The following is a 12,766-nucleotide window of genomic DNA, read 5'->3' as shown; positions in this document are numbered from 1 at the left end:
AGCGAGCGCCCTGCATGGGGCCGACACAGAGTCCAAAAAGATTTCCTGTCGGGAGGCAGCAAGGGAGACCGGCTTTGAACGTGGCAGGGATCAAATTGATTCGTACCAAAACCTTTGACCAAAGGAGAAATTTTGAGTTTATATCAAAAGATCAAGTCCGCCATCACCGTTCGGCAGGTGGGAGAGATGTACGGCATGGAGCCCGACCGCCATGGCATGGTGTGCTGTCCCTTCCATTCCGACAGCGACCCCAGCATGAAGCTGAACGACACCTATTATTATTGCTTCGGCTGTGGAGCCAACGGAGATGCCATCGACCTCACCGCCAAGCTGTTCGACCTGAACCCCCGGCAAGCCGCCGAGAAGCTGATAAATGACTTCGCGTTTGCGAAGCAATGCAGTCCCCAGTGGGGACTGCAAGTGACAGAGCGGTCTTGCGTCAGCAAGATGGAGGGGCCCCGCCCCGACAAGCTCTGGCTTGACCCGGACAAGCCGCCCGCCAATGCCATCGCTCTGCCGCCGCCCAAGCGTGGCCTGACTGACGAGCAGTGGGCAGACATCGCCTACTGCCTGCGGGTGCTGACCGATTATCTTGACCTGCTGCACGACTGGCAAAAGCGCTACAAGCCCGCCAGCCCGGAAGAACCGCATGACCCACGGTTTGAAGAAGCCCTCCACATGACCGAGACCATCGAGCACCTGACGGACTGCGTTGCATTTGGGACGCCCCAGCAGAAGGCCGCTGCCGCCTCACAGCTGCTGTCCGGGTCGTACCTGCTGATGCTGGAAGAGCGCATCGACCGCCTTGCTCTGGCGAAGTGCGCCTGATAATTTATTCACCCGAAGTGGTGGGTCTCACCGTGAGACCCACCACTTCACTTTTCTAAAGGAGAACCACCCTATGAAGAAAAATATTTCCCGCAACCCCTTATGGCCGGACTGGTACAACGGCAAGAAAATTGACGAAGTCCAGTTTGGCCGTGCCTTTCTGGAACAGTGGCCGCTGAAATGCGTCAACGGAACGCTGTACACGCTGGACGGCCCGGTGGAGGACGAAAGCGAGATCAAACAGCGCATCTTGGAGAACATCGAGGAATATGTCACCTCCGGCCTGTCCAAAAAGGTCACCAACATTCTGGAGACCATCAAGCTGCTGGCTTTTTCTGACCCGTTCCCCATCGAACAGGACTGCATCCACTTCCAGAACGGCGTGTACCATCTGCCGGATGGCTCTTTTCAGGAGAGCCGCCTGTTCTGCCAGAATCGCCTGCCTGTGAAGTATGACCCCAAAGCCGCCACCCCTGACCGTTGGCTGACCTTCCTGCACGAGCTGCTGGACGAAGCCGACATCCCTACCTTACAGGAATATCTGGGCTACTGCCTGATCCCCAGCACCAAGGGACAGAAGATGATGCTCATCGTTGGCAAGGGCGGCGAGGGCAAGTCCCGCATCGGACTGGTGCTGAAACGGCTCATGGGAGATGCCGCCAGCAATGGCAGCGTCCAGAAAGTGGAGAACAACCGCTTTGCCCGTGCCGATTTGGAACGCCGCCTGCTGATGATTGACGATGACATGGACATGAATGCCCTGCCTAAAACGAATTATATTAAGACCATCGTGACCGCCGAGGCCAAACTGGACTTGGAGCGCAAGGGCGTCCAGAGTTACCAGCGGGACATTTACGCCCGGTTCCTCTGCTTCGGCAACGGTGCGCTGACCTCACTGTATGACCATTCGGACGGCTTCTTTCGCCGCCAGCTCATCCTGACCACCAAGGACAAGCCTGCCGACCGCACGGACGACCCTTTCCTTGTGGAGAAGATGTGCGCCGAGTTGGAGGGCATCCTGCTCTGGTGTCTGGAAGGGCTGCACCGGCTGGTGCAGAACGATTTCCGCTTCACGGTCAGCGAACGAGCCGCCGCCAACGTGGACACCATCAAACGCAGCAGCAACAATGTTATCGACTTCATGGAATCCGAGGGCTACTTCCGCTTTAAGGCAGACTGCTCCATCAGCTCCAAGGAGTTCTACGACATTTATAAGCAGTGGTGCGAGGACAACGCCTGTCACAGCGTATCGGCCATCCGTTTCAGCGCAGAACTGCGCCAGAATGACCGCCGCTACAACCTTGAAGCCACCAACAACATCTACCTGCCCGGTGGCCGCAGGGTGCGTGGTTTCGTGGGCATTGAGCCGCTTGTCCACCCCTGCCCGTAAAAAGTGCATTTTTTCACAGAAGAAGTTCGTACAACCTGTACGGTCTGTACTTGTACGCACCTGTACGGCAAATCGTCGCAAATTAAAACGTGGTATCGTTTAAATTTCGGATTTTCGTACACCGTACGAACCGTACAGGTTATTTGAAGTCCGTACAGATTTTTTGTACACCTCAAGAAGGAGCGTGATCTATGAAAGCCCAATACGGCATTTTAAGGTTCAAAAAGTATAAGGGGCCAGCAATCAGCCCCATCGAAGCCCACAACGAGCGCACCAAGGAGCAGTACGCCAGCAACCCGGACATCGACACGAGCCGGAGCCGCTACAACCTCCATCTGGTGCAGCCACAGGGCAGGTACCGGGAAGAAGCCGACCGCATGATAGCCGCCGCCCACTGCCGTGTCCGCAAGGACAGCGTGCGAGTGGTGGAAGCACTCGTCACCGCCAGCCCGGAGTTTTTCAAAGGCAAGACGCACAGCGAAGTCAAGGCGTACTTTGCGTACGCCCTGAAATTTTTGGAGGGCAGACAGCACCCGGATACCTTTCTCTCTGCCGTTGTCCACATGGATGAGAAAACGCCCCACCTGCACCTCTGTTTTGTGCCCTTGACCGCTGACGGGCGGCTGAGCGCCAAAGAGATCATCGGCAACCGCAAGAACCTTGTGAAGTGGCAGGACGAGTTCTGGCAGCACATGGTCAAGCAGTATCCGGAACTGGAGCGTGGCGAAAGCGCCAGCCAGACTGGGCGAGAGCACATCCCGCCCCGCATCTTCAAGGAGATGACCCAACTGACCAAGCAGAAGGAGCAACTGGATGCCCTGCTGGTGGGTATCAACCCCTTCAACGGCAAGAGCCGTGCGGCGGAGATCAGCAAGGTGCTGGACAGCTATATCCCCAACGTGGCACGGATGAAGGACCAGCTGCGAAAGTACAACGTAGCCTTCACCAAGACCGCCGCCGAAAACGAAAAGCTGAAAGAGAAGAACAAGACGCTCTCTGCCTCGCTGGACAAAGCGACGGAAGGGAGCGTCTTGAAGCGTCTGGAGGATGCCAAGCTGCGGCAGGACTATGAAGCCGCCCTGAAAACGCTGGACAGCATCCCGCCGGAGGTCATTCGATTTTATGAGGACCGCACGCAGGAGCCTGCAATGCGCCATGATAAGTAAGGAGCAATGCCTATGTGTAATAAAATGTACGAGAATGTGAAATCTTTGGATTATACGAAAAAGTTCTTGCAGTCGGACTCGAATCCGGCTACAATGGAGGTGGTCACTCGAACCAATGCCGTCAAGTCTCCGACCAACAGCCCTGAGACCACAAAGCTGGTGTATACGGTGAAGGAGGTCGCACAGATGCTGGCTATCAGCCAGCGTGCCGCCTACAACCTGTGCAACAGCACCACCGAGTTCCGTGTCCTGCGGGCGGGCGGAAGCATCCGCATCCCGAAAGACAGCTTCGATGCGTGGCTCTACCGGGCAGCTTGATAAGGAGGCAAATCTATGGCATATATCACGAAACGCGGCAGCTCTTACAGTGTCCGCTACACCTATCAGGACGAGCACGGCAAGAACTGCGACAAATGGGAGAGCTTTCCCACAAAAGAGGAGGCGGTGAAACGCCAGAAACAAATCGAGCATGAGCTGGCGACCGGTAATTTCCTGATCCCGTCCACGGTGACGGTGGCAGAGTTCCTGATGGACTGGCTGCCCAAGCAGTGCAGCAAGCACAAGTGGGCACCCAAGACCTACCAGTCCAATCTGGCGCTCATCCAGAACCTCATCATCCCCTATATCGGGGAGATGCAGATGCAGAAGCTGCGTCCCTACCACATCGAAGCCCTGTACGACACCCTGAGCAAGACCCCCTGCGGTCAGTATGTGGGCGGCAAGCGGCGAGACCTCTCGCCCAAGCAGCAGAAGCGCACCCTCTCCGGCACTACCCTCCATGAGGTCCACCAGCTTCTGCACAATTCCTTTCTGCTGGCGGTGGAGTGGGACATCCTCATCAAAAGCCCCGTCCCGGTGGAAGCCCCCAAAAAGACCACCCAAGAGCGCAGCATCTGGGAGGTGGACGAGATGCGGGCAGCGCTGGACAGCATGGAGGATCCCATCCTGCATCTGGCGGTGCACCTGACGCTGGTGGGTGCGCTGCGGGAAGGGGAGGTGGCGGGTCTGACCCCGGAGGACATCGACTTTGATGCTGCCAACGGCATGGGCACCTTCACGGTCAACCGTTCCATGCAGCGAGTGCAGAAGGACACGCTGGCACAGGTGGACAAGGGCTGCATCCTCCGCATCTTCCCGGACAAGCTGGAGGGCAGCAAGACCTCCCTCATCCTGAAGGACACCAAGACCGAAGCCTCCTGCCGCACCATCTTCATGACCGCCGCCCTGCGGGAGGAGATGAAGCAATGGCTGGAACGGCTGAAGCGGGAAGAAGCCCTTGACCCGGAGCGGTACCGCAACAGCGGGATGCTGCTGCGACTGCCCAACGGTCTGGCGGTGGAGCCGGTGCTCATCCGCAAGAAGTTCCTGAAATGGCAGGACGCACACCCGGAGTTCCCCCGCATCGTCTTTCATGGTCTGCGGCATTCCAGTGCCACCTATCAGTTGATGATCTCCGGCGGCGACATCAAGGCGGTGCAGGGGACCACAGGACACGCCAGTGCGGATATGCTGGTGAACACCTACGCCCATATCCAGCAGTCCTCCCGTGTGGAGCTGGGCAAGAAGTTTGAAAGCGGCTTCTATGCCAAGCCCGACATCCCCAGCCCGCAGGCTGTACCCGCCGCAGGCGAACCCACCATCTCCATGACGGCTCTTTTGGAATTGCTCAAGGATGCCGACCCGGAAATGAAGGCAAAGCTCCGCTTGGCCCTGCTCACCTGATGCAAAAAAGGGCACTGATTGCAATGCAATACAGCGCCCTACATAATCGGACATGGATAACACCGACCGTGCAAAAACCGTGCAGAAACCGTGCAGCCATGGCTTATAAAACAAAAAAGCCATGAAATCTTTCGATTTCACGGCATTTTCTGGTGCGATGGAAGGGACTCGAACCCCCGGCCTACTGATTCGTAGGAACCGAATGGCACATTTTGTCCATTTCATCATTTGACGCTAAAACGTCATTTTAATCGAATCACCGTTATTTTGCCGTTGTTATTCTGTTGCATCCTTTGCATTGCTTGCAAGCCTTTGCACCTGTTATCCATCCTTGCGATGTGCAGAAAATGTGCAAAAGTGTGCAGAGCTAAAATCAGCCCGGCAAAACAGGCTGTTTCGCACAGCCCCAAAAGCTGGATTTCAACGGTATTTATTGTGCAAAATCTTCCAGTTTTATCCAAACAACAATCTTACATGACACACCGGTTCTATGACAGGGTTTAGGACATCCGAACAGACACCGTTTGATATAGAAATGAGGTTCACCATGAACAAACTGCTTTCCTGCCGCTACAATATGGACACCAGCCGGGTGGAAGCCCGGTTCGAGGATGGCACCACTCTTGCCATCGACTGCATCGCCGTGGAGGACGAATACGGAAACGCCCCGGCACAGCGGGCGGAGCTGGACTGGCTGCTGTGGAACAAGCCCTTGGAGTACGCACAGATGGTGCTGAGAGGGGAGATGGGGCGTTATTTATCGCTGGGATGCGACCACGGCAGGCCGGAGGATTGAGCCACAGAAAACGCGCGGTAAAACCGCTAATCGCGCGGCGCGCGTTTCTCAGCGTAAATTCAGCGTAAATAACCATTTACCATATATAATGATGCCCGCCCAGCTGTGGAAAAGCCACAGTGGGCGGGCATTCTGCGTTTTCAGATGGACTGGAACCCTTTGCCGATGATCTCGCTTGAGTTGACAATGGTCAGAAAGGCCTCCGGGTCCTCCCGGCGCAGGAAATCCCGCAGCAGCCCTGCCTGCCGCCGGGTCAGCGCCACCATGATCATGGTGCGGGGCTCGCCGGTGTACACGCCGGTGGCGTTCTGCTGGGTCGCTGTGCGTCCCAGTGTTTCCGTAACGAAATGCCGGATGGGCTCCGGCCTTGAGGTGATGACCGTACACACCTTGCGGAGATTCAGGCTCTCGATGGCTGTATCCACGATGGTGCTGCGCCCGATGAGTCCCAGCACGCAGTACATCCCGGTCTGCGGGCCGTAGAGGTAAGCCGCAAACAGCACCGTGCCGATATCGCTGAGCAGCAGAGCCCTGCCGATCTCCACCTTGATGTACTTGTGCAGGATCATCGCCACGATCTCGGTGCCGCCGGTGGATGCCCCGATGTTGAATACGATGCCGCTGGCAATGGCAGGCAGCGCCACCGCAAAGCACAGCTCCAGCAGAGTATCATCCGTCAAAGGCTGCGACACGGGAAACATCTTTTCGCACATACTGGAATAAAAGCTGAGCATGAAGGAGGAGTACAGTGTCCAACCCATGGTCTTTATGCCCAGAAAGACGCAGCCCAGCACATCCAGCACCGCATTGGTGATCCACATAAAGGTGCTGACGCTCAGAGCCGGAAAGCAGGTGGCCAGAACGATGGAAAGACCGGTGGTGCCGCCAAATACAAAGTGGTTGGGCGCACAGTAAAAGTTCAGTGCTACTGCATAGATGATAAGTCCCAGATTCAGCAGCAGAAAAAAGCGTGCGCCGCTCCACAGCTGTGCTGGGGTCAGTTTTTTGCGCAGGCCGTTCTTGATCGCTTCCATCTCAGTCCAGATGCTCCTTTACATCCATCAGCTGGGTAATGATGCAGTCTGCGGCGGACTGGTCCAGCGGCTCGCCGTGGCGGGGCTTCAGTGCCAGAACCTTTAATCCTGCCGCCTTTGCGGAGGCGATACCCGTGGGAGAATCCTCCACCGCAATGGCCTTGTCTGCCGTCAGCCCCAGTGCATTCAGCGCCTTGAGATAGATGTCCGGTGCAGGCTTATGGGCGGCGCAGTCCTCGCCGCTGAAAGCAAAATCCACCATGGCTTTCAAACCGCCCTCCGTGAGCATCTTCATGATATCCGGTGCTGCGCTGGAGGACGCCACCGCCACCTTCAGCCCCCGGCTGCGCAGCGCATTCATCAGCGGCTCTGCCTGCGGGTCGGTAAGCTTGCCGTAGGGGGTGGGGCGAGCCTTGCGGTACTCCCGGTAAGCCATCAGCATCTCCTGACGGCGCACAGGGTCGTTGGGGACAATGGCTTCCCAGATGGCTTTTTCGTTGGAGCCGATGAAGTTGCCCTCCGGGATGGGGATGCTGTTTTCCAGCAGAAAGTTTTTACGGCGGTTCTCGTAGTAATATTCCGTATCTGCCAGCACCCCATCCATATCAAAAATCACTGCTTCAATCATTCTTCATTTCCCTCTTCATCAAAAAAGGGGAGGGGCAAGCCCCTCCCCCAAGCATGGGTCTATTGATCCCAGTCGATCGCTTAGTACTCCAGCTTCCACATATAGCGGCGCAGGGTCAGCGGATGCTGACGGACGTAGGACAGCTCCTCAGCATAGACGCGGAACACGGCGGTGTGCATCATCGGGTTGAAGTAGGTGATGACGCTGCTGTCCACAGCATTGCCCAGACCGTAATCCTTTGCATCCACAACAGTGGTCAGAGCATCGAAGCGGTGCAGGAAGGTCAGTGCGCGGGCATCCACGGGACGGGTCTTGCCGTCGTTCATCAGCAGGATGAAGGGCACGTCCTTGTCCACGATCTCGAAGGGGCCGTGGAAGAACTCGCCGCTGTGGAAGGAGCCGGAGTTGACCCACTGCATCTCCATCATCAGGCAGATGGAGGTGGAGTAAGCGACCTCCATGGAAGCGCCGCTGGACATGACGTAGACGACGGGAGCGTCCTTGTACTTCTCAGCGAACTCCTTGGCAGACTTGCGGGCAGAGTTGGCAGCGTTCTCGGCAGCCTCGAACACGTTGGTCAGGCCCTCGATCATCTTGTCGTACTTGTCGAAGCCTTCCACCTGCTGCAGGATCTCCACAGCCAGTGCCAGAACGTAGCCCATCTTCTCCAGCTTGGCAGCGTAGTTTGCCTCAAAGCCGTGAACGATGGTGTAGTCAGCTTCCTTGGTCAGGGCAGAACCGGCAGCGTGGGTAACGCTGACAACGGTTGCACCGGCGGCCTTTGCCACGCTGTTGGCCTTGACGGTCTCAGGGGTGCTGCCGCCCAGAGAAGCGGTGATGACCACGGTGGTGTCGCCCAGCCAATCGGGGGTATCGTAGTTGAACTCGTTGGCGGTGTAGTGTGCCACACGCAGCTTCTTGCTGCAGTTTGCCAGGAAGTACTTTGCGGGGTACAGCTCTGCCTTGGAAGCACCGCAGCCAACAAAGGCCACGTTCTCCACGTTGTGCTTTGCCACGATGTCTGCCACGATGGACTTGACGTTTGCCAGATCAATGTTATACATAATGCAATCCTCCAAATTATTTTTCTTTTTGTTCTGATGAATCACAAATTACAGGCGTACGGATATCTATGTAAGCCGGAAACCCGGTTACACCAACAGACCAAGGGCGTTGATGGCAACACCGCCCACGATGCAGATGCCCAGCAGCCAGCCGGTCTTGACCTTTTTGCGGATCAGGGTGTACATCAGCATCACGATGCCAAGGTTCAGAAGGTTCGGCAGAATGCTGTTCAGCACATCCTGCAGCACCAGACCGGTGCTTGCGAAGGTAATGGGGGTAGTCAAACCCACCATGCTTGCCACCATGGCACCAATGACCATCAGGCCTACGATGCCGCAGACGTACATCAACTTGTCCATCATGCCGCCGTTGAGCTTGGTCAGGTACTTGCTGCCCATGGTGTAGCCCAGCTTACCGGCAAACCATGTGACCAGCACAGAGGGGACGATGGAGATGATCATAGCCAGAATGGGGCCCAGAACGCTGCCCTGCTGTGCCAGAGAGATGCCCAGACCAAAAGCGATCAGGCGGACAGTGCCCTGGAAGAAGGAGTCGCCCACACCGGACAGGGGGCCCATCAGCGAAGTCTTGACGGCGTTGATGGTCTCCGGGTTGAAGTTCTCACGGTCGGCGGCGTACTGCTCCTCCATGGAAGCAGCCAGACCCAGCGTAAAGGCACTGGTCTGCGGGGTGCAGTTGTAGAACGCCATCTCGCGCTCGTAGGCTTCCTTTTTGTGCGCCAGCTGCTCGGGGTCGTTCTCGTCGGGGTACAGCTCGTCCAGCGTGGGAGCGATGCCGTACAAAAAGCCCATGTTCATCTGACGTTCGTAGTTCCAGGAGGCCTGAATGTTCAGGGAGCGCCACATGAACTGGAAGTATTTCTTGAAGTCGCTGCGCTTTGCAGTCTTGGTTGCGTTGCTCATTTCAGCTTCCTCCTATCAAAGATCGTCGTCATCTTCCAGCGGGTCGTAGTCCGGGTTGGCAGCAGCTGCACCGGCAGCGGCTGCGGCAGGTGCGCCCTTGCCATACTTCAGACCGGTCAGGATCACAGCCAGAATTGCGGCGAAGATCGCCACAGCGGTGATATCCAGACCCAGGTAGCCCACAAAGAAGAAGCCCAGCAGGAAGTAGACGGTCAGGTCGCGGTTGAGCATGGTGGACAGCAGCAGGGCAATACCGTAAGCGGTAAGGAACTTACTGCCGAGGTTCAGGCCATCGGTCAGCCATGCGGGGATGAAAGCCACGATCTTCTGCACCAGATCCGTGCCGAAGTAGACGGACAGGAAGATGGGGATGAAGTACATCAGGCTATACAGCACTGTGCCCCAGACGATGTGCATGCTCCATGCCTTGCGGAACTTGCCTTCTGCAATGGCGTGGTCGGCAACGTGGGTCAGGTTGGACAGGATGGTGCGCATCAGCACGCCCAGCATCTGGCCCAGAACCGCGATGGGGATAGCCAGTGCCAGTGCAGTCTCGGCAGAAGCATCGGTCAGGATGGCAAAAGCTGCGCAGATGATGGCAGCCATGTTCATGTCCGGGGGTGCTGCTGCGCCGATGTTCACGATGCCAAGGCTCATCAGCTCGATGGATGCGCCAAGGGTCAGGCCGGTCTGCAGATCACCCAGCAGCGCACCGACGATGGTGCAGGTGATGAGCGGACGCTCGAAGTTCATGCGGCCCAGAATGCGCGAGTCCAGAATACAGAACACGCCAACCAGACCCAGAAGCAGTGCGGTAACAAACATGGGTCAATTCCTCCTTCTTATTTTCTTACGATCAGGTGTGATCGATGGGTACTACCTTAAAGGTGGGGGTCTGCTGGCTGTAGATCTTAATGCCCATATCCAGCAGCTTCTGGGTGTCGGCCTGCTCCTCCGGGGTCAGGAATACCGACTGGTCAAAGGCCACAGAGCCGGGCTTGTTGGCCACAGCACCGTAGTTGATCTCTTTGATCTTGGGGTATGCCTGACAGAACTTGAGCAGGGCAGCGGTGTTGCCGAAAATCATCATGATCTTCTCGTCCAGCTGCTCCACCTTGGGCATCTTGGCGATGGCTTTGTCCACCGTGAAGATGTTCACCCGGACACCGGCGGGCTTGCTCAGCAGCAGGGCGGACTTTTTCATCTCGTCGTTGGCGGCGTCATCGTCCACCACGATGATGCGCTGTGCGCCCACATGGCCGGTCCACGAGAACACCACCTGACCGTGCAGCAGACGGTAGTCCAGACGTACTAATTTGATCATAGGTCATCCTCCTCATCTTGGGCTGCGTTTTTCAGCAGCAGATTGCAATCAATGATCTGCGCCTTGGCATCTGCAATGCACTCGGCCAGTTCGTCCTGTGTCAGGGCTTCGTCGTTGGAAGCAAGGGTCAGCACCAGAGAAGCGTTCATGCCGCAGATCAGGTGCACCGCCGGATACTCCGGCAGCAGGGTCAGCATCTCGTTGTTCACGCTGCCGCCCATCACATCGGTCACGATGTACACAGCATCCTCTGCTGCAAAGCCCTCCAGCAGCCGGCGTGCCGCCACCGTGATCGGCTCGGTCTCATCCCGCAGGGTGGCAAGGGCATAAAGGTTCGGCAACTCGCCAAGGATCATCTGCACGGTGTCCTTCATTCCGGCGGACAGCCCTCCGTGCGAAGCAAGAATGATTCGGTTCATACGCATCCACGACCTTTCTTGTGGTTCCTTCATCTCTTCGGCGTCTGTATCATCCTATTCATTATAGACGTCATAATCGTCATGTACATAGTACCACATTTCACGCAGACGTCAAGAGGTTTTTCCAAAAAAATCTTTACTTTGGTAAAGTGCACAAAGCATTTCCTCTATATTTTAGCAGTTTCACCAACAATTCTCCTTGGAACGACAAAAAGAGCGTCTTTTCCGGGTGGAAAAGACGCTCTTGGGGGACAGAATACTGCCCTTAAAACTCAAACATATACCGGCTTCCAATGTAATACTGCCGCCCGATGCACAGCGGGTGGTCATATTGGTCATGGAAATAGGCGTTCAGATACAGCAGCGGCTCGCCCAGCGAAAGGTTGAGCAGCTGTGCCTGTTCTGCCGAAGCCCGTACCGCCTCGATACGCTGGCAAGAGGTCGTCGCAGGGCGCAGCCCGGAGATGCGCTCAATGGTGTCAAACATGGAAACATCATTGAGGTTCTCGCTCATCAGGTTCTTATAAGGCTCATAAGGCAGGAACAGGTTCTCCAGAAAAATCGGCTGACCATCGGCGGTGCGCAGACGCTGGATATAGATGAGCAAGGCTTCCGGGCCTACATGGAAGAAGGCTTCCTCATCCTTACGCACCGGCACGATCTGACGGTTCAGTAGCCGGGCGCCCGGCACCATGCCGTTTTCTTTACAGGTCTCCGTAAAGCTGGCAGCACCTCTGCCGCTGGTAAACTTGCGATGGATGCGGGGCTTACTGACAAAGGTGCCGCGCCCCTGCATTTTGACCAGATACCCTTCGGCGCACAGCTCTTCCACGGCACGGCGCACCGTGATGCGGCTGACCGAGTACTCTGCACTCAGTTCCGGCTCCGGGGGGATCTTCTCGTTGGTTTTGTACTTGCCGCTCTCGATCGCGGCACGAATGTCATCCTTTACCTGCTGGTAAAGCGGGACGACAGCACTATCATTGATCGCCATGAAATACCTCACTCTCAAATTGAGTATATCGTTATAAACATTATATTCATCTTATGGCTATGATAGTGCATATTCTGCGAATTGTCAAGTAAAACTTGCGGTTCGTTTTTTGTGCGAGGTGACGGACGTGCCGCGCTGCGCAGGGCACCTCATTTTCCAGTGCCCTGCCGGGAAGAATCCAAAAGCAACACCGCGCAATGCCATAAAAGAAGTATTCAATCAGCTTCATAAGTCCTACTATCACTGCTTTACTGCAATAAAATTTGCAAAACCATCTTGACGTGCTCCGCAATCCATGATACCCTTTATCGCAAATCCCACCAATTTTGTAGAAAAGTACAGAGCGGCGAGGATTTATTCCCTATGAAGATTTTTACCGCCCCGCAACACACCCGATCTATTTTGCCGCTTACTTCATCCGACAAAATCATCGCTGCGCTGCGTGGGCGGTATTTTTCTTTTTCACAAATAAAATCT

Annotated in this window: 14 protein-coding genes; 6 read left to right on the top strand and 8 right to left on the bottom strand. The window is 56.1% G+C overall.

From position 1 onward, the window contains the following. Positions 1–132: 132 nt before the first annotated feature. The 6 genes from MTP36_RS00375 to MTP36_RS00350 all read left to right on the top strand — a co-directional run bounded on the left by MTP36_RS00375 (position 133) and on the right by MTP36_RS00350 (position 5,902). Entirely contained in the window at positions 133–828 is a 696-nt protein-coding gene (locus tag MTP36_RS00375) for a CHC2 zinc finger domain-containing protein (RefSeq protein ID WP_249252705.1), read from the top strand. Positions 829–901: 73 nt separating this feature from the next. After that, a complete protein-coding gene (locus MTP36_RS00370) occupies positions 902–2,218 on the top strand; it encodes a DNA primase family protein (protein ID WP_249252697.1) in 1,317 nt (438 codons plus the stop codon). Between the two features lie 191 nt (positions 2,219–2,409). Next, positions 2,410–3,384 (top strand): MobV family relaxase, encoded by a 975-nt coding sequence (gene mobV, locus MTP36_RS00365; RefSeq protein WP_249252687.1) that lies wholly within the window; start codon positions 2,410–2,412, stop codon positions 3,382–3,384. A gap of 24 nt (positions 3,385–3,408) precedes the next feature. Beyond that, positions 3,409–3,702: a helix-turn-helix domain-containing protein gene (locus MTP36_RS00360; protein WP_015537114.1), complete on the top strand. Its 294-nt coding sequence runs from the start codon at positions 3,409–3,411 to the stop codon at positions 3,700–3,702. Between the two features lie 15 nt (positions 3,703–3,717). Beyond that, on the top strand, positions 3,718–5,106 hold the full coding sequence (locus MTP36_RS00355) for a site-specific integrase (RefSeq protein WP_249252685.1): 1,389 nt from the start codon (positions 3,718–3,720) through the stop codon (positions 5,104–5,106). 547 nt (positions 5,107–5,653) lie between these two features. Continuing rightward, the gene (locus MTP36_RS00350; RefSeq protein ID WP_249252683.1) at positions 5,654–5,902 is read left to right on the top strand and encodes a DUF6061 family protein; all 249 of its coding nucleotides are present in this window, start codon (positions 5,654–5,656) and stop codon (positions 5,900–5,902) included. A 140-nt stretch (positions 5,903–6,042) separates the two neighbouring features. Here the strand turns inward: MTP36_RS00350 and MTP36_RS00345 are convergent, their stop codons facing one another. The 8 genes from MTP36_RS00345 to MTP36_RS00310 form a co-directional block, all read right to left on the bottom strand. Beyond that, positions 6,043–6,936, bottom strand: a complete 894-nt coding sequence (locus MTP36_RS00345; protein WP_217285565.1) for a YitT family protein — start codon at positions 6,934–6,936, stop codon at positions 6,043–6,045. A gap of 1 nt (position 6,937) precedes the next feature. Further along, positions 6,938–7,564, bottom strand: a complete 627-nt coding sequence (locus tag MTP36_RS00340) for an HAD family hydrolase (RefSeq protein WP_249252681.1) — start codon at positions 7,562–7,564, stop codon at positions 6,938–6,940. Positions 7,565–7,644: 80 nt separating this feature from the next. Then, on the bottom strand, positions 7,645–8,628 hold the full coding sequence (locus MTP36_RS00335) for an SIS domain-containing protein (RefSeq protein WP_055186628.1): 984 nt from the start codon (positions 8,626–8,628) through the stop codon (positions 7,645–7,647). An 87-nt stretch (positions 8,629–8,715) separates the two neighbouring features. Continuing rightward, the gene (locus MTP36_RS00330) at positions 8,716–9,552 is read right to left on the bottom strand and encodes a PTS system mannose/fructose/sorbose family transporter subunit IID (RefSeq protein ID WP_015565014.1); all 837 of its coding nucleotides are present in this window, start codon (positions 9,550–9,552) and stop codon (positions 8,716–8,718) included. Positions 9,553–9,567: 15 nt separating this feature from the next. Continuing rightward, a complete protein-coding gene (locus MTP36_RS00325) occupies positions 9,568–10,377 on the bottom strand; it encodes a PTS mannose/fructose/sorbose/N-acetylgalactosamine transporter subunit IIC (RefSeq protein ID WP_055186626.1) in 810 nt (269 codons plus the stop codon). Positions 10,378–10,408: 31 nt separating this feature from the next. Next, entirely contained in the window at positions 10,409–10,876 is a 468-nt protein-coding gene (locus tag MTP36_RS00320; RefSeq protein WP_015565016.1) for a PTS sugar transporter subunit IIB, read from the bottom strand. Next, on the bottom strand, positions 10,873–11,295 hold the full coding sequence (locus MTP36_RS00315; RefSeq protein WP_173015401.1) for a PTS sugar transporter subunit IIA: 423 nt from the start codon (positions 11,293–11,295) through the stop codon (positions 10,873–10,875). Before MTP36_RS00315 ends, MTP36_RS00320 begins: the two co-directional genes overlap by 4 nt. 265 nt (positions 11,296–11,560) lie before the next feature. Beyond that, entirely contained in the window at positions 11,561–12,289 is a 729-nt protein-coding gene (locus MTP36_RS00310) for a GntR family transcriptional regulator (protein ID WP_249252679.1), read from the bottom strand. Positions 12,290–12,766: the final 477 nt, after the last annotated feature.

Source organism: Faecalibacterium sp. I4-1-79, from assembly GCF_023347235.1.
Lineage (GTDB): Bacteria > Bacillota > Clostridia > Oscillospirales > Ruminococcaceae > Faecalibacterium > Faecalibacterium tardum.
This window is presented reverse-complemented; position numbering and strand designations above follow the sequence as displayed.